Source organism: Myxococcus sp. CA040A (genome assembly GCF_013336725.1).
Classification (GTDB): Bacteria; Myxococcota; Myxococcia; order Myxococcales; family Myxococcaceae; genus Myxococcus; species Myxococcus llanfairpwllgwyngyllgogerychwyrndrobwllllantysiliogogogochensis.
This window is the reverse complement of sequence record NZ_JABUMR010000023.1, coordinates 12,051-35,509: the sequence shown is the minus strand read 5'-3', so window position 1 is coordinate 35,509 and position 23,459 is coordinate 12,051. Positions and strand designations below refer to the sequence as shown.

Annotated in this window: 18 protein-coding genes and 1 pseudogene; 6 read left to right on the top strand and 13 right to left on the bottom strand. The window is 69.4% G+C overall.

All coding sequences use genetic code 11. The annotated features are described in order from the left end of the window. Window positions 1–396: pseudogene (locus tag HUA75_RS45410) on the top strand (endopeptidase); the annotation flags it as partial. 177 nt (window positions 397–573) lie between these two features. Next, the gene (locus HUA75_RS45405; protein WP_217446580.1) at window positions 574–2,976 is read left to right on the top strand and encodes a hypothetical protein; all 2,403 of its coding nucleotides are present in this window, start codon (window positions 574–576) and stop codon (window positions 2,974–2,976) included. A gap of 95 nt (window positions 2,977–3,071) precedes the next feature. Here the strand turns inward: HUA75_RS45405 and HUA75_RS45400 are convergent, their stop codons facing one another. The 4 genes from HUA75_RS45400 to HUA75_RS45385 form a co-directional block, all read right to left on the bottom strand. Continuing rightward, window positions 3,072–4,004, bottom strand: coding sequence for a helix-turn-helix domain-containing GNAT family N-acetyltransferase (locus HUA75_RS45400; protein WP_174490039.1), 933 nt, complete (start codon window positions 4,002–4,004; stop codon window positions 3,072–3,074). A gap of 75 nt (window positions 4,005–4,079) precedes the next feature. Then, window positions 4,080–5,069: a bile acid:sodium symporter family protein gene (locus tag HUA75_RS45395; RefSeq protein WP_174490038.1), complete on the bottom strand. Its 990-nt coding sequence runs from the start codon at window positions 5,067–5,069 to the stop codon at window positions 4,080–4,082. Window positions 5,070–5,126: 57 nt separating this feature from the next. Continuing rightward, on the bottom strand, window positions 5,127–6,224 hold the full coding sequence (locus HUA75_RS45390; protein WP_174490037.1) for an endonuclease/exonuclease/phosphatase family protein: 1,098 nt from the start codon (window positions 6,222–6,224) through the stop codon (window positions 5,127–5,129). A gap of 114 nt (window positions 6,225–6,338) precedes the next feature. Beyond that, complete coding sequence (locus HUA75_RS45385) at window positions 6,339–8,120, bottom strand: hypothetical protein (protein ID WP_174490036.1); 1,782 nt, start codon at window positions 8,118–8,120, stop codon at window positions 6,339–6,341. A 117-nt stretch (window positions 8,121–8,237) separates the two neighbouring features. On the opposite strand from HUA75_RS45385, the gene HUA75_RS45380 reads away from it, so the two are divergent. After that, a complete protein-coding gene (locus HUA75_RS45380; protein WP_217440839.1) occupies window positions 8,238–9,008 on the top strand; it encodes a 3-hydroxybutyrate dehydrogenase in 771 nt (256 codons plus the stop codon). Here the strand turns inward: HUA75_RS45380 and HUA75_RS45375 are convergent. From HUA75_RS45375 to HUA75_RS45365, 3 genes are all read right to left on the bottom strand, one after another. Beyond that, on the bottom strand, window positions 8,962–10,320 hold the full coding sequence (locus tag HUA75_RS45375; RefSeq protein WP_174490035.1) for an MFS transporter: 1,359 nt from the start codon (window positions 10,318–10,320) through the stop codon (window positions 8,962–8,964). The two genes, HUA75_RS45380 and HUA75_RS45375, sit on opposite strands and share 47 nt — an antisense overlap. 55 nt (window positions 10,321–10,375) lie before the next feature. Then, window positions 10,376–11,806, bottom strand: a complete 1,431-nt coding sequence (locus tag HUA75_RS45370; RefSeq protein WP_174490034.1) for a hypothetical protein — start codon at window positions 11,804–11,806, stop codon at window positions 10,376–10,378. Window positions 11,807–11,896: 90 nt separating this feature from the next. Further along, on the bottom strand, window positions 11,897–13,336 hold the full coding sequence (locus tag HUA75_RS45365) for a triacylglycerol lipase (protein WP_174490033.1): 1,440 nt from the start codon (window positions 13,334–13,336) through the stop codon (window positions 11,897–11,899). A 387-nt stretch (window positions 13,337–13,723) separates the two neighbouring features. Between HUA75_RS45365 and HUA75_RS45360 the strand changes: the two genes are divergently transcribed. Together HUA75_RS45360 and HUA75_RS45355 are read left to right on the top strand one after the other, a co-directional pair. Next, window positions 13,724–14,959 carry a beta-eliminating lyase-related protein gene (locus HUA75_RS45360; RefSeq protein ID WP_174467483.1) on the top strand — a complete coding sequence of 412 codons (1,236 nt, stop codon included), beginning with the start codon at window positions 13,724–13,726 and terminating at the stop codon, window positions 14,957–14,959. An 83-nt stretch (window positions 14,960–15,042) separates the two neighbouring features. After that, window positions 15,043–15,237 (top strand): hypothetical protein, encoded by a 195-nt coding sequence (locus HUA75_RS45355; RefSeq protein ID WP_141647343.1) that lies wholly within the window; start codon window positions 15,043–15,045, stop codon window positions 15,235–15,237. A 133-nt stretch (window positions 15,238–15,370) separates the two neighbouring features. Here HUA75_RS45355 and HUA75_RS45350 read toward each other — a convergent pair whose 3' ends face one another. Then, window positions 15,371–16,657: an MFS transporter gene (locus HUA75_RS45350; RefSeq protein WP_174490032.1), complete on the bottom strand. Its 1,287-nt coding sequence runs from the start codon at window positions 16,655–16,657 to the stop codon at window positions 15,371–15,373. Window positions 16,658–16,819: 162 nt separating this feature from the next. Between HUA75_RS45350 and HUA75_RS45345 the strand changes: the two genes are divergently transcribed. After that, window positions 16,820–18,238, top strand: coding sequence for a hypothetical protein (locus HUA75_RS45345; RefSeq protein ID WP_174490031.1), 1,419 nt, complete (start codon window positions 16,820–16,822; stop codon window positions 18,236–18,238). A gap of 18 nt (window positions 18,239–18,256) precedes the next feature. Here the strand turns inward: HUA75_RS45345 and HUA75_RS45340 are convergent, their stop codons facing one another. From HUA75_RS45340 to HUA75_RS45320, 5 genes are read right to left on the bottom strand one after another with little or no spacing between them, the layout of a single operon-like run. Continuing rightward, window positions 18,257–19,393, bottom strand: a complete 1,137-nt coding sequence (locus HUA75_RS45340; RefSeq protein WP_174490030.1) for an ABC transporter permease — start codon at window positions 19,391–19,393, stop codon at window positions 18,257–18,259. Between the two features lie 16 nt (window positions 19,394–19,409). Beyond that, window positions 19,410–20,543: an ABC transporter permease gene (locus tag HUA75_RS45335; RefSeq protein WP_174490029.1), complete on the bottom strand. Its 1,134-nt coding sequence runs from the start codon at window positions 20,541–20,543 to the stop codon at window positions 19,410–19,412. A 7-nt stretch (window positions 20,544–20,550) separates the two neighbouring features. Next, entirely contained in the window at window positions 20,551–21,489 is a 939-nt protein-coding gene (locus HUA75_RS45330; RefSeq protein WP_174490028.1) for an ABC transporter ATP-binding protein, read from the bottom strand. Further along, window positions 21,486–22,247: an ABC transporter ATP-binding protein gene (locus tag HUA75_RS45325; RefSeq protein ID WP_174490027.1), complete on the bottom strand. Its 762-nt coding sequence runs from the start codon at window positions 22,245–22,247 to the stop codon at window positions 21,486–21,488. The genes HUA75_RS45330 and HUA75_RS45325 overlap by 4 nt, the downstream gene beginning before the upstream one ends. Next, entirely contained in the window at window positions 22,244–23,308 is a 1,065-nt protein-coding gene (locus HUA75_RS45320; protein ID WP_174490026.1) for an HlyD family secretion protein, read from the bottom strand. Before HUA75_RS45320 ends, HUA75_RS45325 begins: the two co-directional genes overlap by 4 nt. Window positions 23,309–23,459 lie beyond the last annotated feature (151 nt).

Below are 23,459 nucleotides of genomic sequence, written 5' to 3'. Positions count from 1 at the left end.
GACAACGGCAACATCAACGATGGCACGCCGCACATGACGGCCATCCACGCCGCGTTCAGCCGCCACAACATCGCCTGTGCCACGCCCACGCCCATGAACAGCGGATGCACGGGAGGCCCCACGGCGAAGCCCACTGTTACCGTGATACCGGCCGCTGAACAGGTCTCTCTGAGCTGGGCCCCCGTCGCTGGCGCGACGCAGTACTGGGTGATGAAGTCGGACGGAGTCAACGGCTGCACGTACGGCAAGGCGCGAGTCGCCACCGTGACGAGCACCAGCTACGTGGACACCGAGGTCCTCAAGGGCCACAACACCTGCTACTCGGTGGTGGCCGCGGGCAGCAGCGCCGCCTGCTATGGCGCGTCTAGCACCTGCACCTGCGTGAGCCCGCTGTAGTCCATCGCGGCGCCCCAGGGCGTCGGCGCGGAGGGGGCACGCTGAAAAGATGCTCCCTCCGTTGACGGCGCATTCATTCGAGGTGGCTTCCCTGCAGGAGAGGCCACCTCGTGGGTTCGCACTTCCGCACTTGGCCAATGATGCGTCCTGTTGGTCCTTCATCTGAAGGAGCACCGCATGCGCAGCGTCTTGAAAGCCGCCGTATGTATGGCAGTGATGGCGACGTCCCAGGCGTGGGGCTTCACCCCTCCCGCTACTCCTCCGAAGGGCTCCCTGGCGAGTCAGGCGTTCTTCAAGCCTGAGCTGTCCTTGGCCAGTGGGCAAGTGCTGCTCAAAGAGGCTCTGCCCAAGCTGAGCCCCGATGTGGCGAAGGTCTGGGACGACTTCTTCGCTCGTCACGGAAACAACTTCGAGATCTACGTCGACTCCGTCACGGGCACCACGGCGAACATCCAGGGCGCCGTTCCGCTCATCCCGGGCAATGGCGTGGGCAACAAGCTGACGCTGGGCAGCCTGGGCAAACAGCTCGGGCGTTCGGTGGACAAGGTGGATGGCGGCGTCGTCGTCGACCTCGTCTACAAGTTCGTGGAGGCCAACCGCGCCGCAGTGGGCGTGGACATGCTCCAACTGGGCCAGGCCCGGGTGGATCAGATCACCCCGGACCTGTGGCAGGTCTCCATCGTCCAGCAGCACCAGGGTGTGCCGGTCCGGCATGGACGGCTGGCGGCCACCATCAGCCACGGTAACCTGATTCTGCTGGGCACCGAGTCGTGGACGAACGTGGCGCTCTCGCCCATGCCGCTGGTGGACGCGGACCGGGCGATGGTCGTCGCGCACGAGCGCTTCGGCCTCTATGAGAGCCCGGCCGCCGTCTGGCAGGCGCCCACGCTGGAGGTCGCGCCGGTCTCCATTCCGGGCGCGGGCTTCGGCAAGGGCATGGGCCACCAGCTCGTGTGGACGTACGGCTTCCAGCTCCAGGGTGAGCATGAGCGCTGGAAGGTGACGGTGGATGCGGCTACCGGTGACGTGCTCGCGCTCGAGGACGACAACCACTACGCCTCGGTCAACGGCGGTGTCTATCCGTACACCAACACGGGCGTGCCCGCGACGTGTCCGGCGGGCTCGTTCTGCGGCGCGATGCAGCCGCGCTACCCCATGCCCTGGGCCGATGTCGCGCCGGGTGTCTTCGCGGATGGCCATGGGGTGTTCAGTCCTCCTCCTCCTCCCCAAATCGCGACCACGACGCTGACGGGCCGCTACCTTCGGGTCGTTCCCGCCTGTCCACTCAGCGTCAGCACCACGGGCCCGGACGGCGACATCGCGCTGGGGACAGTCGATGGTGTTTGCGGAACTCCCGACGGTGGAAACACCAGGGCGACCCGCACCGCGTTCTACGAGCTGAACCGCATCAAGGAACTCGCCCGTGGCTGGCTGCCCACCAATGCGTGGCTGCAGGCCTCCCTGACGGCGAACGTCCACCTCAACAACACCTGCAACGCCTTCTGGAACGGCTCCACGGTCAACTTCTACCGCAGCGGCGGAGGGTGCCGGAACACGGGTGAGATTGGCGGCGTGCTCGACCACGAGTGGGGCCACGGCATGGACGACAACGACACGGCTGGCACGCTGAGCAACTCCAGCGAGGCGTACGGTGACATCGCGGCCATGTACCGCCAGCCGTTCGACCCCGCGTCCACGGCGACCATAGGCAGGTCTCCTGGATCTTGCGTGGGCTACGGCATCTACCTGACCCTCGCCACGGGCTGCGGCGTGACGGAGGATTTGACGGGCCGCCTCGTGAACGAGGCGCAGACGGGGGCCCCTTGGTGCGCGACCAACTGCTCCGGTGTCCGCGACGCCGACTACGCGGCCCACAACCCGCCGACGCCCACCACGCCGCAGAACTTCGTCTGCACCCGCTGCTCCATCGGGACGGGTCCGTGCAGCCGGCAGGTGCATTGCGCCGGGTCTCCGGTACGTCAGGCGGCATGGGACTTCGTCGCCCGGGACCTCCAGCTCCCTCCGTTCAACTACGACTGGAACACGGCGCAGAACATCGGGAACAAGGTGTTCTATCAGGGCAGCGGCAACATCGGCTCGTGGCACGCCTGCAACTGCACCGCAGGCACGTCGGATGGCTGCGGGGCCACCAACGGCTACAAGCAGTGGCTGGCGGCGGATGACGACAACGGCAACATCAACGATGGCACGCCGCACATGACGGCCATCCACGCCGCGTTCAGCCGCCACAACATCGCCTGTGCCACGCCCACGCCCATGAACAGCGGATGCACGGGAGGCCCCACGGCGAAGCCCACTGTCACCGTGATACCGGCCGCTGAACAGGTCTCACTGAGCTGGGCCCCCGTCGCTGGCGCGACGCAGTACTGGGTGATGAAGTCGGACGGAGTCAACGGCTGCACGTACGGCAAGGCGCGAGTCGCCACCGAGACGAGCACCAGCTACGTGGACACCGAGGTCCTCACGGGCCACAACACCTGCTACTCGGTGGTGGCCGCTGGCAGCAGCGCCGCCTGCTACGGCGCGTCCAGCACCTGCACCTGCGTGAGTCCGCTGTAGTCCGGCGACTCACCGGCACGGTGGGACGGTGCTCCCACCTCTGCCAGCGCGCAGTCGCTCGAGGCGGCTTCCTTCCGGGGAGGCCGCCTCGTTCGTCAGAGCTTCAGCTCCCACGTCTCGCCAATGAGTCCCTCGCCGAACTCCTGGTGGGGTTCCGTGCTGACGCGCACGAAGCCGGCGCCCTCGTAGACGCGACGCGCGGCATGCAGCTGGCTGTCCGTCCACAGCCGCACCTTCCGGTAACCGGCTTCACGCGCGAAGGTCACACACGCGTCCACCAACCGGGTACCGATGCCCAGACCGCGCGCCGAGGGCTCTACCAACAGCAGCCTCAGCTTCGCCACCGTCTTCGTGTCCCGGACCAGGAACACGGAGCCGACACTTCGCCCATTCACCTCGGCGATCCAGCAGCGCTCCCGGGCGGGCTCTTGCTCCAGGATGAACTTCGCGGCGACGCTGGCGACCAGCGCCTCGAAGCGCTCGTCCCAGCCGTACTCCTGGCTGTACAGCACGCCGTGCCGGTGGATGACCCAGCCGATGTCCCCAGGGCGGTGGGGGCGCAGCACGACGTCGGCGCTCGACGCAGGGGGCTTCTCACCCAGCAGTTCCTGGATGGTCTGCATGGCCTCCAGGAGTCGCTGGCGCGCGTCGGTCTTCAGCGGGGAGATGAGCGCGCGGATGGAGTCGTGGGAGCGGCTGTTGAGCCGCTCGTAGGTCTGCTCTCCCTTCGCCGTCAGGCGCACCAGGTGCTGGCGACCGTCCGTCGCGGACGTCACCTTCTCGATGAGCCCCTGCGTTCCGAAGTTGCGGAGCAGGCGACTGAGGTAGCCCGGGTCCAACGCCAGCTCACGGCTCAGCTCGGCCGCGGTGGGGGTCTCCCGGTGGAACAGCTCGTAGATGACGCGGGCCTCGGTCAGCGAGAACTCGCTGTTCAAGAGCCCCTCGTCCAACACGCCAATCTTCTGCGTGTAGAAGCGATTGAAGTGCCGCACCGCCGCCACGCCTTGGTCCCGTCGAGTCTGTGCCATTCAGTCCTGTCTCCAAGGCGCCGTGCCGTTCGAGGTCATTGTCGGGGAAGCCATTGACTCAGGCAACCAGTTGGCTCACTGCGCCGGTGGGCGCGCCGCATAGCGCTCAGCCAGGACCGAGCAGACGAGCAGCTGGAGCTGGTGGTAGAACATGAGGGGCAGGACGATGAGCCCCAGTCCAGGGTGTGCCCCAAAGAGGAGCCGCGCCATGGGCACCCCCGAGGCCAGCGTCTTCTTCGAACCGCAGAAGACCGCGGCGATCTCATCCTCCGTGGAGAACCGCAGTCTGCGCGCCGTCAGGGTGCTGAGGGTCAGCACGGTGGCGAGGATGAGCACCGCGCCCCCTAGGATGAGCGCGACGATGGCGCCGCCATGGCGACTGAAGATGCCGGACGCGACGGAGTCGCAGAACGAGGCGTAGACGAGCACCAGGATGAACAGCCGGTCCACGCCGTTGGTGTACTTGCGGTAGCGGGCGAAGAACGCGCCGAGCAGCGGCCGTGCGAGCTGCCCCAGCGCCAGCGGCAGGAGCAGCAGCAGGGACAGTTTGAGGATGGCGTCCCCCAGCGAGAGCGACTGCCCGGTGGTGCGCGCCAGAAGCCCGACGATGAGCGGCGTGAGGAAGATGCCGAGCAGGCTGGACAGGCTCGCGTCGAAGATGGCCCCCGCCACGTTGCCCCGGGCGACGCCCGTCATCGCCACGGACGAGGAGATGGTGGACGGCACCGCGCACAGGAACAGGAAGCCGAGCGACACGTCCGCCGGCACCCACGCCCCGAAGACGAGGTTGAGCACGAGCCAGAGGGCGGGGAACACCCCGAAGGTGAACGACTGCACCAGCACGTGCAGGCGCCACTGGAGCGCTCCGGCCCTGAGCTGGGCCATGGGCATGCCCAGCCCGTGGAGGAAGAACACGGCGAAGATGCCGACGTTGGTGACGACGTCGGCATGCATCGCGCCGCCGGACCGGCCGAAGTCCGGGAAGAGGAGGGCGAGCCCGACGGCACCGAGCATCCCCAGGAGGAACCAGTCCCGCGCGAGCCGCTTGACGAGGCGTAGAGACATGTCGGGGGCTGAATACTCCCTGCCTCGGGAGACCTCCAGCCCCCTGTGTCTCCAGGGTCAGTCGTCCACCCGGAACTCCACCACCAGGCCCGCGTGGTCCGACGGCCAGAGGCCGGAGTTCGTGCGGTCGTCAATCAGGGTGCCCACCACCACCGCGGACTGGGGATTGACGTTGTCCCCGGCGTACAGCACCAGGTCGATGCGCTCGTCGAGCGCATCCGTGTTGGCGTCGTTCACCGTCTCGCTGAAGCAGCACGTGAAGCCGTCACCCGTGCCCACCGTGGACCAGGCGTCGACGAGCCCCGTCCCCGGGCCGACGATGGTGGGATAGCCGGTGGTGGCCGCGCCCGGTCCGGTGTTCAGGTCTCCGACGACGATGAGCGGCCGGTCATAGGTGTTGACGAGCGCGGCCAGCTCCGTGGCCTGGTTCTCGTTGCCGGGCCGCAACGTCTCCAGGTGGGTGTTGACGAAGGTGATGCGCGCGCCGTCCACCGTGGCGTCCAGCTTGTTGAAGCCACGCAGGAAACGAATCGACGCGCCGCCGACGGGCACCTCCTGGGCATAGGCGTAGTTGCCCGTCACCACGTTGGCGATCTGCACGTCACCGCGCGCCAGGATGACGTCCCGGTCCGTGAGCCGCACGTCCGTGAGGTCCGTTGCATTGCCCGCGAGCGCCGCGGGGACCTCCGCGTCCGCGTTCTGCACCGTCGCGGCGGCGCGGTAGTTGAGCCCCCGGCTCTGCAGCTCCGCCAGCAGGATGGCCAGGAAGTCGTACGTCACGGTCTGCGCGTTGGGCACCGGGTTGGAGGCGAAGTCGCTCGGGCTCTGGGTCCGGTAGAGGGAGACTTCCTGCAGGCCGACGAGGGCCGGGTTGGTGCTCTGGATTTCGTCCGCGATGGCCTTGGCGCGCTCGGGGAAGTTCGTCGCCTGCACCGTCGTGTAGAGCTGCGCGGCGATGGCGGGAATCTGCTGGGGCGTCTGCGCCGTGGCGAGCAGCTCGATGTTGCCGCCGAGGTAGAGGTTGCGGGTCATCACCTTGAACTGGGCGGCGCCCGGCAGGACGGAGTCATCACCGTCGTCGTCATTGCAGGCGACGAGGCACAGCGGAGCGCACGCGAGCAGCGGCGCGAGACGAAGGAAGCGAAGTGGGGTCATGGGGCCGATGGGGGCAAGGGTGGAGTGCCGCGAATCCGGCCCCGTTCCCGCATGACAGGCAAAAGGATTCCCAGCGCCGCGTCGGCTCACGCACAGCCGTCGGCACTGGAGTGTTCAAAGCCCCGCTGGCCCTCGGCTGTAAGGCAGAGCGAGGTGTTCGCCAGGAGGCGGAAGCGTGAGCGCGCGCAGCCCGTCTCCGCTCCACGTGACGAAGCAGAGCTCGGTCGACTCCAGGGCCTTTCCGAAGTCGAAGTGCACGCGCGTGAAGCCCCCTTCGTTCGACTCCAGCACCGTGACGTTCAGGTCCCCCAGCCGCAGCTTCGTGCCGATGGGCGGCGGCGTGTCCCGATTGACCAGCTCCCAGAACCCCGGGTGTCGCGGTGTGCCGCTCACGACGAGGTCGAACGCCTCCGGGGAGGTCCGCTCGAGGACATGGTCGTGTGGCGCGGCGCTGAGCAGCCGGTAGAGGCGAGGGGCGCGGCCCTGGAGCAGCATGGCGGCGGGCACGTAGAGCGAGATGCTCGGGTCCGCGGCGGCCACCATGACCATTGTCCCCGCGCAGGGCGGGGCCTCGCGGGCGATGCGCCACTGCGCCTCCGCGATGCGGCCCAGCGCCACGCCCAGGCCCACCCGGAACAAGGGGCCCAGCACGCAGTGGCCCAGCACGAGCACCACGACAGCGGACCGGAGCAGGAGCTGGTGGCGGCGAGGGAGGGTGGCCTCGCGCGCCGCCGCCCAACCCCGGAGGATGAGCACCGCGACCAGTGCGCTCCCCGCGAGCAGCGGCACCATGAGGACGCGTCCTCCGATGATTCCCGCCGCGCCGGGAATCGTGGCCGCCAGGCCCCCGGGCAACAGCCAGCGCAGGGTGCCGCGCTCCTGTTCGGACAGGCGCGACTGGAGGGCGCGCAGCATCAGCAGCGCGCCCACGGTGGCGAGCGCGCCCCAGGCCGCGAAGCCGGAGTGCAGCTCTGGGGTTCCCGAGGCCGCGTCGGACGGCGTGGCCACCACCAGCTCCCCCACGAGGATGCACACGCGCTGGAGGAGGGTGGCGAGGAAGGCCCCGGGCGCGCCAATCGGGTCCAGATAGCCGCCGCTGCCGCGCGCGCCGTAGCCCTGACTCGCATAGAAGAAGAGGTAGGCCGTGACGAGCAGTGCGTAGGGCGTGAGCAGCCGCGCGCACTGGCGCCACCCCTCGCGGCGGCCGAAGACCTCATAGGCACCGATGAGCCCCACCGCGCCCAGCGCGGCCTCGCCGGAGAACAACGCGGCCACCAGTGCGAGCGGCGCGAGGACTCGGCCGGGCTTCCAGTCTTCTTCGCGGTAGCGCAGGTGGGCGGCCAGGGCGAGCAGTCCCAGGAGCGCGGAGACGAGCGGGTGGCGCGCGGCGAGCCAGGCCACCGGGAACAGGTGCGCGGCGGCCACCGCGTAGAGGACCGTGGCCAGCGCGGCCAGCGAAGGTGGCAACAGCCGCCGGTGCAGCCAGCCGACCAGCGTCACCAGCGCCAGGAACCAGGCGAGGCTGTGCAGGTGCGCGGGGAAGGGGGCGTCGTCGAAGAGCCACGCGTCGGCGGTGAGCAGCGCGCTGGGCAGGGGACGGAAGAAGCGCACCGACAGCGAGTCCGACGCCCACCAGGGCAAGAGCCCGGACTCCCTCAAGCGGGCCGGGTCCGTGCGCGGACCGCCCACGAACTCGTAGAGCGTCAGCGGTCCCCAGTCACCCAGGGACGCCACCTGTCCGGAGAGGGCGAGCCGGTGCACCAGGTCATCGAGCAGCAGTCCCACGCGCAAGGACGGCAGCGAGACGAGGATGCCCAGCCCCAACGCCAGGATGAGCGAGCGGGGCCAGCTTCGCCATGCTCCAGCCGTCCTCGCGCGAGATGAACTTTCCGCCATGGAGACCTCCACCTTCGCCCGAATGCGTCAGGCGCTTCAAGGCGGGGTGCGGCATGGGCCGCGCGCTCCCACGGCATTGCCCCGCGCGCCGGGTTCCGCCACGATGGGGACATGAACATGAATTCACCTTCAGGTCGATGCGCGGTGGTGACGGGGGCCGCGCACGGCATCGGTCTCGCGGTGGCGGAGTCGCTGGCCGCCCAGGGGATGAAGGTGTTGCTGGCGGACCTGGACGAGGTGGCGGGGGTCCAGGCCGCGACGCGACTTCCAGGGGCGCTCTTCCAGCGCACGGACGTGTCCTCGCGCGAGGACTGTCGGGCCCTGGTGGGGCGGGCCGAGCGGGAGTGGGGGCGGCTGGACATCCTGGTGAACAACGCGGGCGTGCAGCACGTGGCGCCGGTGGAGGAGTTCCCCGAGGAGCGCTGGGAGCAGCTCATCCGCATCATGCTGGTGGGGCCCTTCGTGCTGACGCGGCACGCGCTGCCGCTGATGTATGCCCGGAAGTGGGGACGCATCATCAACGTGTCGTCGCTCCATGGGCTGGTCGCCTCGCCGTACAAGTCGGCGTACGTGTCCGCGAAGCATGGGCTGATGGGCCTGACGAAGACGGTGGCGCTGGAGGCCGCGGACCGGGGCGTCACGGTGAACGCCGTGTGCCCCAGCTACGTGCGCACGCCGTTGGTGGAGAAGCAGATCGCCGACCAGGCGCGAATCCACGGCCTCACCGAAGCGGAGGTCGTGGAGAAGATCATGCTCGCGCCCGCGGCGGTGAAGCGGCTGTTGGAGCCCGAGGAGGTCGCCGCCTATATCGGCTTCCTGTGCTCGGACGCCGCGGGGGGCATCACGGGGTCCGCGCAGGTGATGGACTGCGGCTGGACGGCTCGCTGAGCGAGTCCCCGGTGGGGGGCGCCTCCGTGAGCTGGGCGCGGTAGGTCTCCGCGGACAGCCAGACGGAGACGAGCGTGACGACGGCCAGGGCCACCATGTAGAGCGACACCGGCCACGCCTGTCCACCGGAGCGGGCCAGCAGCGCGGTGGCGATGACGGGCGACAGGCCTCCGGCGAACACCGACGCCATCTGGTAGCCGAGCGAGGCCGCGCTGTAGCGCACGCGAGTGCCGAACAGCTCCGAGAAGAAGCTGGCCTGCGGGCCGTACATGGCCGCGTGGGCGATGATGCCCAGCGTAATCGCCAGCCAGATGAGCCCCGTCTCCTTCGTGTCGAGGAGCCAGAAGAAGGGGAAGGCCATCAGCCCACAGCCCAGCGCGCCGGCGAGGTAGACGGGACGTCGGCCGAAGCGGTCCGACGCCGCGCCGAACGCGGGAATCGCCACCAGGTGGACGGACGTGGCGATGAGCACGCCGTTGAGCAGCGTGGTGCGTGGCAGCCCCAGCCGCTCCGTGCCGTAGGAGAGGACGAACGTGGTGATGATGTAGAAGAAGCCGTTCTCCGCGAAGCGCGCCCCCATGGCGAGGAGGATCTGCCGGGGGTACTGGCGAAGCGCGTCCATGACCGGGAGGCTCTCGGCGGCCTCCTGCTTCGGGCGCGCCTTGAAGATGGGCGACTCCGCGACCTTGAGACGGATGAACACGCCCATGCCGATGAGCACCGCGCTCAGCAGGAAGGGGACACGCCAGCCCCACGCGAGGAACGCGGCGTCGGGCATCCGCGAGAAGTAGCTGAACACCGCCGTGGCCACGAGCAGGCCCGCGGGTGCGCCCATCTGCGGCCAGCTCCCGTAGAAACCCCGGCGATGCGCGGGGGCGTGCTCCACCGCCATCAGCACCGCGCCGCCCCACTCGCCGCCCAGTCCGAAGCCCTGGATGAGCCGCAAGAGGACGAGCAGCGCGGGAGCCCAGGCGCCCACGGTGTCGTACGTGGGCAGCAGGCCCACCGCGAAGGTGGCCACTCCCATCAACATGAGCGTGGCGCTGAGCATCGCCTTGCGGCCCAGCTTGTCTCCGTAATGCCCGAAGACGACTCCGCCCAGGGGCCGGGCGATGAAGCCCACGGCGAAGGTGCCGAAGGCCGCCATCGTCCCGGTGAGCGGGTCGAACGACGGGAAGAACAGGCGGTTGAACACCAGCGCCGCCGCCGTCCCGTAGAGGAAGAAGTCGTACCACTCGATGGCGGTGCCGATGAAGCTGGCCACCGCCACCTTCAGGATGGAGTCCCGCTGCTCGTGCGCCGGTGCTTCCATGGGGCTGCTCCTCTGGGCTGGACCTCGGGCTGCGTGGCGTACGGCGGCGAGCGGGCTAGAGCTGGAGGCGGAGCGTCAGGAAGTAGGACGCGTCAATCTCGTCTGCGACGCCGTCCTGCTTCTTCTGGTGGCGCGCGTACCGGCCGCCAATCGCCACGTCCTCGGTGAACCAGTAGGTGCCACCGATGTTGAGGAAGGTCTGCGTCGTCCGGGTGACGGGCTCCCGAGCCGGCGCGTCCCCGGTGGCCGCGACAAAGGAGGGAGAGCGGTCCGCGACGCGGTTGAACTGCACGCCGATGCCCGAGCGCCCGTGGAGGTTGACGTCCACGCCCGCGCCCAGGCTGGTGGCGGTGTAGTGGGTGCCCAGGAGCTGGTCGGCGAAGCCCGGCGTGCTGTTCGTCACGTCGTTCTGGACGCGCGCGAAGTTGAAGAACGGGGTGATGAAGAGCGGGATGCCCACGTCGGCGTGCAGCTTGAACAGCAGGTTGCCGCGCAGGTTGTTGCCGTGCAGGAGCGGGTCCGTGCGCGACGTCGTCTGGTAGTTCACGTCGAAGACCTGGGCCATGGCCTTCGCCTCGAACAGTTCGTGCGAGTACGACAGCGAGGGACTGAGGACCTGGAAGTGCAGGTCGTCATCGGGCTGGCCATTGCGGTAGTTGGCCAGCGGGCGCTCCCAGAAGCGGCTGCCACCACCGAACGAGCCGCCCACCTGGTAGGAGCTGGAGGTGCTCAGCGGGTTGGCCGCGGTGAAGCCCATGCCCAGGCGGAAGCCGTTCCACTCGTAGGCGGCCTGCGCGCCCTGGCCCCGGTTGAAGCCGCTGTAGAGCAGCGGGTCTCGCGTGTACTTGTCCGCCAGCAGCGTGTCCGCGATGTGCGTGGAGATGAAGTCCACGCTGGCCGGGTCCACGATGATGCCGGCCTCCAGCGTGACGCCCCAGCGCTGGAGCCGGATGACCTGGTCCCTCACGCTGAAGGACGCGGTGCCTTCCCACACGCCGGAGCCGTGCGCGCGGATGTTGCGCTCGAACTCGCTGCGGAAGGAGACGTACTGCCCCAGGCGTCCCTCGAAGCCGAAGCGGGTGAGCGCCACCGTCGTCGCGCGGCTCTCCCGGTTGCGGTTGAGCGTCTGGATGAGGTTCTCCACGTGGAGCCCGCCCGCGAGCGCGAGCACGGGCTTCACGTAGAACGTCTCGTTGCCTACGGCCAGGCTCGGCCGGGTGACGGGCGGCGGGCGGGTGTCGACGACCTCGGTGGTGCCCGCCATCTCCTCGGGGTTCTTGGCCGCCTCTTTGGCCGTGGGCTTCTCGGCGGCGAGCTCTCCGGCTGACGTCGCGTCGGTGGTGGCCTGGGGCGCCGGCGCCTCGGCGGGCGTGGGCTCCGCCTGGGCCTCCGCGGGAGGGGGTGGGGTGGTGCTCTGGGCCCATGCCGCGGGCGCGGTTCCGAGGGCCAGGACGCAGAGGGACGCGGTGAAGGGGAGTCGCTTCATGGGGGGCTCGAAGGGGAGGGCGGGAAGGGCTCGGACCGGCGCGCGGTGAGGAATCCGCGCGCCGGTCCGACTGGAGGGGAAGGGACGGGGCTACTCGGCCAGGTAGCGCAGCGTCAGGTCGAGCCCCGCTGTCGAGCGCAACGAGCCGAAGTGATTGGCGATGAAGCCCCGGTTGAAGTAGCCGCTCGTGTCGTAGTCGTTGAGCGTGGTCAGCGTGTTCGTCACGCAGCCTTCCATCTCGATGCGCGAGGCCGCCTCGGACACATAGAAGTCCTGGTAGTTGGTGCCCCGCTCCTTGTCCGTCATCGTGAGGGTGAAGTACTTCACGACGTTGTCCCCGCACTGGCCCGTCTTGCCGAAGGCGTAGTCGCCGTCCGCGCAGGGCGTGGCGAACAGGTCGCGCGGCCCGTTGAGCGGCTTGTGGAAGTACGTCTGGGAGTAGTTCGAGCGGCTGCCCATTTCACAGACGATGGTGCCGCGCATGGTGCTGTTGGTGGAGCACAGCTGGCCGGCGGCCGGGTCATACGTGGACACGCCGTGGTTGGCGCCCGAGCCGAGGATGACGTGGCTGACCTGCGGGAAGGGGTTGATGGCGCCCGCCAGGCCCGTGCGCCACTCCACGTACAGCCGGCGCAGGGCGTCGCGCGCCACCGTCACGCCGAGCGAGTGCGCGATGAGCGCCACCTTCCGGTTGGGCTGGTCCTTCATCACCGCCTTGATGAGCGACTGGAGGATGGGCGTGGACCAGCCATGGTCGATGTTGCCCGCGGCGTTCTGGGTGGTGTTGTTGGTGGACGGGTCGATGCCCGGGACGATGTCCGTGCGGAAGTCCACCGCGATGACCCGGTAGCGCTGGGCGATGAGCGTCTCCGCGAGCTGATTCCTGGCGACGGTGTCCCCGGTGAACTGGACGTTCTCCGTGGCGGTGTTGACCGACGTGCCCGGCGGCAGGATGAACTTCTCCCAGGTGTGCGGCCGGGTGGAGTTGCCGTGGACGAGGATGATGATGGGCTTGGAGGTGTCCTCGTTGGCCTGGGCGTACTCCTTGGCGGCACAGGAGAAGCCGGGGATCCTGGCCACGTCACCGCCGATGAAGTCGGTGGCGCTGTTGGGACCTCCGAAGGCGGTGTTGCCCGTCCACTTGCCGTCGTTGTTGCCGTCCTTGTACGGCGTGGTGCCGGTGCTGTTCGCCTTGTCGTAGTAGAGGTTGTCGACGGAACAACCCGGATGGTTCGACAGGGGCCGGTACTTGCCGTCATAGGCGCGGTAGGTCTCCTGCGTCTGCGGCGCCGCGGTGGTGATCTCCTTCATCTCCTCCGCGTCCTGGATGGGCCAGGTCGCGATGTCGATGCTCGCCGCCTGAAGTTCGGAGGTCTTCGCGGCGATGCGCTCCCGGCACGCCTTGATGGCGGCGGGGACCTCGGTGTCCGGACCGGGCCCCTCGACCACTGGATCCTGGTTCGAGCACGCCATGCCGACCATGCCGACAACAGCCACCACCGCGCGGAAAACCCTGCGACGCGTTGCCATATGTAGCTCCGTTGCAATCGCTAGCTGTGTTGTGGGGAGAGGCGCTGGCACGTCTTTCCGTGACAGCACCGCGATCCGTACCAAACGGGTGGTCCCGGCGGCAAATGAAGTTGAAGGGTGATTCACCTTTCTTGTTGGTGGGACATGAATACTGAATCAGTACTGCGATGCGTCAGAGACCGGGGGACGGTCGGATATTGCGTTGCGTCAGGGATTGGGGCGGGCGGTGTGGGTGGAGCGCGCAGCGTCAGGGATTGAAACAATGTGTCCGGACGCGGGACTGGGAGGCGCGGGAGTGTGTCGGAGGCGGGAATCGGATGAGCCGTGGCGCGGCGGGGGCTACGCTCGAGGGAGCGGCGGAGGCTTGCCCCGTGGTCGAGGTGTCCCGTGTCCCGTCATCAGTTCAGTCGCAGTGAGTTCCTGTCGTTGACCAGCCTGCTCGCGGGGACCGCGCTCTGGAGTGCTCCAGCGCGAGCCGCGTCGCCCGCGCCGGCGAAAGCCCGCAAGGAGGCGAAGGGGGCTCCCGGGGAGTTGTCGCGGGCGGAGGTGGAGGAGATCCGCCGGGCCTGCCGGGGAACCCTCACGGGTGTGTACGCGTCGGATGACCCGGGCGCGGAGCTCGTCGCCATCGGCGAGTGGATGCGTCGGCAGGGCGTGACGGGGGACTTCTACGGCAACAGTGAGTTCATCGACGGCTTCGAGAAGAAGGTCGCCGGGATGCTGGGCTTCGAGGCGGGCTGCTACATGCCGACTGGCACCATGGCGCAGCTCATCGCGCTGCGGAGCTACGCGGACGCGGCGAAGAACCGGAACTTCGGCGTCCACCCCTCGTCACATCATGTGTTGCACGAGGACAGCAGCCACGTCCTGTTGCATGGGCTGCATGACGTCATCCTCTCGCCCTGGAACCGGCCGATGCTGGCCGAGGACGTGCTCGAGTCACCGGAGTCGCTCGGCGTCGTCAGCGTCGAGCTGCCGGTGCGGTGGCTGGGCGGTCAGCTCCAGACGTGGGAGCAGTTGGAGGAGCTGAAGCGGGCGTGCCGCGAGAAGGGCGTGAAGCTCCACATGGACGGGGCGCGGCTGTGGGAGTGCCAGCCCTTCTACAATCGGCCCCTCTCGGAGATCTGCCGGGGCTTCGACTCCGTCTACGTGTCCCTCTACAAGCGCGTGGGCGCGCTGGGCGGCGCGATGCTGGTGGGTGGCCGCGACTTCATTCGCGAGGCGCGCATCTGGCGGCACCGCCATGGGGGGAACCTGTTCCACCTGACGCCCTATGTGGCCTCCGCGGCCATGCGCCTGGATGGCGTGCTGGCGCGAATCCCGGGGCAGGTTCGTCGCGCGAAGGCGCTGAGCGAGGCGCTGGCCGCCGACACCCGCCTCACCGTGCAGCCTCGTCCGGCGCAGACGAACGCGTTCCGTGTCTACCTGAGAGGTGACGCGCAAGCGCTCTCGATGCACGCCTTCCGCGTAGCGCGGGAGACGGGCATCTGGACGGGAGGGTTCGGTCCCACGCGCGTGCCCGGAGTCGTCGCGACGGACCACGAGGTGAGCGAGGGCCTGGACAAGGTCTCCGATGCGGACGTCGTCCGCGCTTACCGCCGCCTCCTCGACGAAGCCGCGTGAGCGGGGCGGACGCTCGCCAGGCCGCTTGTCCGGCGAGTGGCCGCCTCGGTTGCGGAGGTCGAAAGCTGCGTTACGTCGAATGCATGACCGAAGCACACCCCGCCTCGCGCGACTTCACGATTCCCGAAGGATGCCCTGTCTGTGCGGCGGACCTGCCGGTGCGTGTCACGGCGTCGGGTCCCAGTGGCGTCTGCAAGCACTGCGGATGGCTCGGGCGCCCCGTCATCACCGTGACGCACCGAGGGCTGAGCGTCAGCTACGAAGGCGCGCGGGCCTGAGAGACACAGCGCATCCGGGTTGGGCCAGGGCCGCGCCCGGATGCGGCTCGCTGGCCTCGGATGGACCCTGGTGGTGATGCCCTGGCCCTCGCGGGCAGGAGCCGTGGACCCGGGCGCCGCGCGTGCGCTCGGGTCAGCCCGCCTGGGCCGTGGAGGCTTCCGCCGGCTGTGGCTCCGGAGGTGAGGTGTGGCCCGCGGACTCCAACCGGTCCACCTTCCGCAGCTCGGGGAAGCCCCAGGCCCAGATGGCGACGATGGCCAGCGTGCCCACGGCGCCCGTGACGACGGCCGGAATCGCGCCCACATGCTCCGCGAGCCAGCCGGCGCGGAACTCGCCCAGCTCGTTGGAAGCGCCGATGCACATCATGTTCACCGCGCCCACGCGCCCGCGCATCTCGTCCGGTGTCGCCATCAGCTCCAGCGTGTGGCGCACCACCACGCTGACCATGTCGGCGGCGCCCGCGATGGCCAGCGCCACCAGCGACAAGGGCAGGGACTTGCTCACGCCGAACACGAGCGTCGCGGCTCCGAAGATGGCCACCGCCGTGAACATCTTCCAGCCGGCCCGGCCGCCCAGGGGACGCATCGCCAGGACGATGGCCACCGCCGCCGCGCCCGCCGCTGGCGCGCACCGCAAGAGTCCCAGCCCGAAGGGGCCGGTGTGCAGGACATCCCGCGCGTAGATGGGCAGGAGCGCCACCGCGCCGCCCAGCAACACGGCGAAGAGGTCCAGCGTGATGCTCCCCAGCAGCAACCGCTGCCGGCGCACGAAGCCCAGCCCCGCCACGAGCGTGGAGAAGGACAGCGGCTGCGCCGAGGCCCGCCCGGTCCGCACCTTCAGCGAGAGGATCCACACCACGGTCAGCGCGCAGAGCGACGCGGAGCCCAGGTAGGCCCCGGTGGCGCCCGCCCAGCCGTAGAGGACTCCGCCGACCGCCGGGCCCGCGATGGTGGCCACCTGCCACGTCGTGGAGTTCACGGCGACCGCGCGCGTCAGCTCGTCCTTCGGCACCAACTGCGCCGTCATCGCCGACCCCGCGGGGGCGTAGAACGCGCGAGCCGTGCCGAAGAGGACCAGGACGCCGTACACGAAGCGCACGTCCCGGATGTGGCCCAGGGAGAACGCGAGGAGCGCGAGGCTGCACAGCAACATCACGCTCTGACAGATGGCGAGGATGATGCGGCGATCAAACCGGTCGGCGACCTGGCCACCGACGAGACAGAAGGCGAGGAAGGGGATGAACTGGGACAGCCCCGTGTAGCCCAGCGCGAGGGCGCTGCCCGTCACCTCGTAGACCTGCCAGCCGATGGCCACCGACTCGATCTGCATGGCGAGCACCGCGCAGAGCCGGGCGATTTGATACGTGCGGAAGTCGCGGTGGCGGAAGACGGAGAGGGCGGAGGCGGCGGTCTGGGACATGCTGGAGCGGGGCTGTAACGCACGCCCGCCGGGCTTTCCAGTCACAGTGCGAGGACGCGCGAGCGAGCACACGTGCCGCCTGTTTCCCTGGTCGCGAGTCCCCACGACGGGTGCGTCCTGGACTACGGTAGCGCCCCCTCTTCGAGGCTTGGAGCCGTCACCATGGCGCCGCGTCACTGGCTGATGCTGTCCTGCGTGGTAGGTCTGTCTGGCTGTGGTCCCCTGGAGTCTTCGCTCCCCGAGGTGGCAGACCCGGGCGGCACGGTCGCCGCGCTGGCGCAGCAGGGAACGGTGCAGCTCAACCTCCTGTATGTGCACGGCGTGAAGGGGTGTCAGGGCCAGCGCGAGCGTGCCGAGGGCTCCCTGGACGAACTCGACGCGGCCATCAACGCCGCGCTTCCCGCGCGCATCGCCGCCTACGAGGCCGCGCATCCCGGGACGACGGTGGTGGTGCGCAGCGCTCGCGCGAACCTCTACACCGCGCCCGCCTCCGCGCATCACCCCTCGGACTCGACGAATCCCTTGAACATGGATGACTGGGAGGCGGGAGACCCGGGGTGCTCCGCGTCACGCCAGGGCGCGCCCTGCACCACGGCCTACGAGTGGCGCTACCGGCTGGCGCGCGAAATCGAGCGGAGATTCCCCTCGGACGCGAAGAACGTCCTGCTCGTGGGACACAGCACCGGCGGTCGGGTGGCCTTGGAGGTCGCCGCCAACGTGGGCGTGGACGGTGTCGGCACCCAGGACTGGGGCGTGCAAGGACGCATCGCCGGTGTGGTGTCCATCCAGGGCATGGTCGATTCGCTGGGCACCAGCAAATACAACGTCGTCGGCGCGGCCAGCTTCGTCACCACCTGCAAGAACGGAGAGGTCATCCTCGGGTACGGGGACTCGTGTGCTCCGGGCAACGGGTGGTGCGAGTACGCGGGCAATGTCGGGGGCTTCCCGGCGGCGGACTGGGTGGCGCGCAACAAGCACGCGCTGATGCTCACGTCCTGGGCGAGCTGCTCGCCCTCGCTGTGGACGGGCTACAGCGACGGCTCGTTGCCCTTCGATGCGCAGGGCAGTGGCCTCGCCGTGGGGCTGGGCATGACGCCCGCGGCGGGCAAGACGTGGCGGCCGTCCCACGGCATCAAGTACGGCTCGTTCTGCCACGGCACCATCACCGACCCGAGCGCGTCCGGACATGCGCAGGCCGTGACCGCCGCGAGGGACCGCATCCTCGACTGGGTCTTCGCGCGGGCCACCGGCGTGGCTTCCAGCGGGAGTCTGAGCACGTCGTCGTCCATCGCCTACAACGCCTCGACGCCCACGTATGCCATCGGCTCGGGATGTCCGGCGGGGAAGGGCGACGAAGGACTCCAGGTCGTGGGCGTCTGCAAGCACCCCGGCTACTTCGATGGGGATGACCACGCCATCGCCGCGAGCGAGCTGACGCTGACGGATGGCCCCAACTGCACGGGGGCCTTCAAGTGGACGCAGCGGCACGACAGCGGCAACAAGCACGCCGCCACGTTCTGGTGGAAGACCCAGTCGCTCCCCGAGGAGCAGGGCCTTCTGGCGACCCTGCCCGCGGATTGAGCAAGCGCCCTCGGGGGCTCAGGCCGAGGTCTTGTGGAAGCGGCGCGCGGCCACGGCCATCATCATGGCGCCGAAGACGGCGAGCGCGAGCACCTGCCGCCACAGGTCCGCCAGCCCCGCGTCCCTGAGCAGCGCGCCGCGCAGCACCTCCACGTAGTAGCGCACGGGGTTCAGGTATGTCACCCACGCCAGCCAGTCCGGCATCGCCCGGATGGGACTCATCACTCCGGACAGGAGCACCGCGGGCAGGACGAAGAGGAACCCTCCGACGAAGGCCTGCTGCTGCGTGCGGCTCACCGTCGCGATGAGCAACCCCACGCCCAGTGTGCACAGCAAGTAGAAGAGGGTGGCCACCGCGACGAGCGTGAGGCTTCCGCGCAAGGGGACCTTGAAGACCCAGGCGCCCACGCTCAGCGCGAGCCCCACGTCCACCAGGCCAATCAACAGGAACGGCGTCACCTTGCCCATCATCAGGATGCCGGGCCGCAGCGGCGTCACCTGGAGCTGCTCCAGGGTTCCCGTCTCGCGCTCGCGGGACAGGCCCATGGCCATGATGACCGTGGTGACGATGAGCAGCAGCATCGCGGCGATGCCCGGCACCACGTACACGGACGTGGACAGCTCCGGGTTGTAGAGGACGCGAGGCACCAGCTCCACCGGGGAGCGGGGGGCCGCCTCGCCCTGGCCCTGGGCCTGCTCACGCGCCATGCGCATCGCCCGGAGCACCGCGTACTGCGCCACCGCGTTCGCCGCGACGGACGAGCGGGTCGGGTCCGAGCCATCCACCAGCGCCTGTACCTGGGCCCCCTGGCCTCGCAGCATGTCCTTCTGGAAGTCGCGGGGGAAGATGAGCGCCACGGAGGCTTCGCCGCGCTCCAGGGCCTCCTCGGCGGCGACCTCGTCGGCGACCTCGGCCTTCAAGTCGAGGGTGTCCCCGGCGAGCTGGGCGCGGGCGTAGTCGCGGCTCTCCGCCGTCTTGTCCCGGTCCACCACCACCGTGGGGACATGGCGCACGTCGAAGTTCACCGCGAAGCCCAGCATGAAGAGCTGAATCAACGGAGCCAGCGTCAGGAGCGCCATGACGCGGCGATCTCTCGCCGTCTGGCGCACTTCCTTCACCACCACCGCGCGGTACTGCACCACCAGCGGATGCATGCTCGCGAGCCTCCTTTCAGTCCAGACGTCGTTGGAAGCGACGGGTCGCCACCGCCAGCACGAGGGCCGCGAACAGGGCCAGGGCCACCAACTGCGGCCACAGCACGTCCAGGCCATTTCCGCGCAGCAGCACCCCGCGCAGCGTCGCCACGAAATACCGCGCCGGTATCAGCGTGCTGATGAGCTTGAGCGGCGGCGGGAGGTTCTCAATCGGGAAGATGAAGCCTGACAGGAGCATCGACGGCAGCACCGAGGTGATGGTCGCCACCTGCGTCGCCACCACCTGGTTGCGCGTCACCACGGAGATGAGCAGCCCCTGGCCGAGCATCCCCACCAGGAACAGGAACGAGCCCAGCCCCAGGGCGAGGAGGCTTCCGCGCACCGGGACGTCGAATACCCAGGCGCCCACCGTGAGCACCAGCAGCACCTGGAGCAGGCCGATGCCCAGGTAGGGCAGCAGCTTGCCCACGACGATCTCCAGTCGGCCCACGGGCGTCGCGAAGAGCTGCTCCATCGAACCGCGCTCCCACTCGCGCGCCACCGTCAGCGCGGTGATGAGCACCGCGACGATGGCCAGGAGGTACGCCGCGAGTCCCGGCACCAGGAACATCGCGGAGCGCGCATCTGGGTTGAATAGCGTGCGAACGCGCGCTTCCAGCGGAGGCGCGGTCACCCGCACCGGGCCTCCCAGGTTCCGACCCGCCATCTCGACCAGGGCCTGGGCCTTGGCGAGCGCCTGCGTGGCCGTGTTGCCGTCGGAGCCGTCCACCAGCAACTGGACCTGCGCGCCCCCGCGCTTCACGTCCTCGGCGAAGCCCTTGTTGATGAGGAACACGCCCGTCGCGGCGCCCCGGCGCAGCGCTCCGAGCGCCTCGTCCGGCGACGTGCCGTCCTGGACGACCACGAACTCCTGGGACGCGGTGACCTGGCGCACCAGCTCACGCGACAGGTCCGTGCGGTCCTGGTCCACGACGACCAGCTCCAGATGGTCCACGTCGAAGCTGATGCCGAAGCCGAACAGCACCAGCATCAATACGGGCATCGCCAGCGCCAGATAGAGGGTGCGGATGTCCCGGCGGATGTGCAGCACTTCCTTGCCCGCCATCGCGAGGATGCGTCCCATCCGGCGATTTACACGTGTCGCGGCCATGGGCGCTTTAGTCCTCTCCCCGCTGTGCGCGGGCGGTGAGCGCCAGGAACACGTCGTCCAGCGTCGGCGCCGAGTCCTCCAGCTCCAGCGGGTCCACGCCCCGCGCACGCAGCCAGTCAGCCAGGGTTTCCGCGGAGAGGCGCTCCGGGTCCACGCGCACGGTGGCGCCGGAGCCGAAGCGGCTCACATCCAGCACGCCCGCCATGCCGCGCAGCGAGTCCAGTGCGGGGGAGAGGCGGGGACCGCGCACCTCCAACACCCGGCCGGGCGCGTGCGTCCGCTTCAGTCCCTCGGGGGTATCCAGGGCCACCAGCTTCCCGTCCACCATGATGCCGATGCGCGCGCAGTTCTCCGCCTCGTCCATGTAGTGCGTGGTGACGAAGACGGTGGTGCCGCGTGAAGCGAGGTCGCGAATCAACTCCCAGAAGGAGCGTCGCTGCAACGGGTCGACGCCCGCGGTGGGTTCGTCCAGGAAGACGATGCGAGGCCGGTGCAGCACCGCGCTGGCCAGCGCCACGCGCTGTTGCATGCCTCCGGGCAGCGCGCCCGTCACCTCGTCCTGCACCGCGCCCAGTTGCATCCGCTCCACCATCTCCCCGATGCGCGTCTTCAGCTCCCGGCCATGGGCGCCATAGGCCGAGGCGAAGAACTCCAGGTTCGCCCGCACGCTCAGGTCCAGGTACAGCGAGAACTTCTGGGACATGTAGCCGATGCCGGCCTTCACGCGCTCGGGCTCCTGGCCCACATCGAAGCCCGCGACACGCGCGCCTCCGCCCGTGGGCTTCAGCAGTCCGCACAACATCCGGATGGTGGTGGACTTGCCCGCGCCGTTGGCGCCCAGGTAACCGAAGATTTCGCCCGCGCCCACCTCGAAGCTGACGTCTTCCACCGCGGTGAAGCTCCCGAAGCGGCGCGTGAGGTGGTGCACCTCGATGGCCGGAGTCATGCGGCCCTCCCACCGGTGCGCTTCTCGACGAGGGCCAGGAACACCGCCTCGAAGTTGGAGGCCGCCGCCCCGTGCTGGCGTGCCAGCTCCCGCGGGTCTCCCTCCGCGATGAGCTCTCCCGCGTAGAGCAGTCCCACCCGGTGGCACCGCGCCGCCTCGTCCATGTACGGCGTGGAGACGAGCAGCGTCATGCCTTCGTGGACCAGTCCGTAGAGCAGCTCCCACAGCTCACGGCGACTCACCGGGTCCACGCCGTTGGTGGGCTCGTCCAGGAGCAGCACGCGGGGGCGGTGGAGCAGGGCGCACGCCAGCGCCAGCTTCTTGTACATGCCGCCCGACAGTGCGTCCGCGCGCCGGTCCGTGAAGCGACTCAGTCGGGTGATGTCCAGCAGTTGCTCGCGGCGCTCGGTGAAGTCCTTTCGCGACAGGCCGAACAGCTGCGCGAAGAAGTGCAGGTTCTCGTCGACGCTCAGGTCTCCGTAGAGCGTGTTCCGCTGGGGCACCAGGCCCAGCGACTCCCGCACCGGGGAGCGCGAATCCGCCGGGTCCTCACCCAGCATCTTCACGCGACCCGCGTCCGGGAGGAGCAGCCCCGCCATCAACCGGATGGCCGTCGTCTTCCCCGCGCCGTCGGGTCCCACCAGTCCGTAGACCTCTCCGGTGTGGACGGCCAGCGACACACCCTTGAGCGCCTGCGTCGCCCCGAAGCCACGGCGCACGTCCTCCATGGCCACGTCCACGTCGGGGCAGGTGCTCATGGCCGCTGCTCCGCGACCGCCGCGTCATTCACCGGCCCCAGGGTGATGTCCACGGGCATGCCCGGAAGCAGCACACCCTCCGGCGCGTCGATGTGCACCTCGACGGGATAGACGAGACGGTCTCTGTCTCCGCGCGTCTGCACGTTGCGCGGCGTGAAGGCGGCCTCGCGCGCCACGGTGACGACGCGCGCCTGGAAGGTCCGGTCCGGATATGCGTCGGCGCGCACCGTGGCGGACTGACCCGGCTTCGCTGCCGCCAGCTCCGCGTTCGGTAGATAGAACGTCGCCTTGGGCCGGTGCGTGTCCACCAGTCGCGCGATGATCGCTCCCGGAAGGGCCAGCTCTCCCACCTCCAGCGGCAGGGTCTCCACCGTGCCGCTCAGGGGCGCGCGCAACTCGCACTCCGCCACCGACACCTGGGCCCGGCGCACCGTGGCCTCCGCGGCCTGGATGGCGCGCAGGGCGGACTCGGCCTGCTGGAGACTCGCGCGCTCCTGCTCGGTGGCGGCGCGAGCTTGTCGGGACGCCGCGGTGCTCGCATGCCGCGCCGCAGAGAGCTGCTGCTCCAGGGACTGGGCATGGGCGCGCGCCTGGTCCAACGCGGCCGCCGTCGTCGCATCCCCCATCTGCTGGAGCCGGTCCGCCTGTCGCTGGGCCAGTCCCTGCTGGTCCGCCAGTGAGGCAATCTGCGACTGGCTCCCCTCGGCTTGCGCGGCGACGGCTTCACTGCTGCGCCCCGCGGCCACCGCCGCCGCGCGCGCACCGTCCGCCTGCGCCTGCGCCATGGCCAGTCTCGCGGAGGCTTCACTCAGCCCCGCCTCGGGCTCGGTGCAGTCCAGGGTGACGAGCACCGCGTTCTTCTCCACGCGCCCACCTTCCTCCACGTGTCGCGCCAGCACTCGCGCATTGAGCCGGGCCCGCACGTCCACCGCCGTGCCCTCCACGACTCCCGACCCTCCGGCCGGTCCCTCCGCGGCCCGCCGGTCCTTCAGGATGCGCACCCCCAACAGGGTGGCGAGCACCACCACCAGGACCACGAACACCACGACGGCACGTCGCATGGAGCCTCTCCTCGATGCCGCGGTTTCCCCCCGCGGTGACGCCCGCCTTGATGGCAAGGCCCATGCCAGCGCTCGCTCGCCGTGAGCACTCACGTGGGTGTCGGAGGCCCGTGCGGAACCCCTGCCGGAAACCCGGCACCCCCGCCGGAAG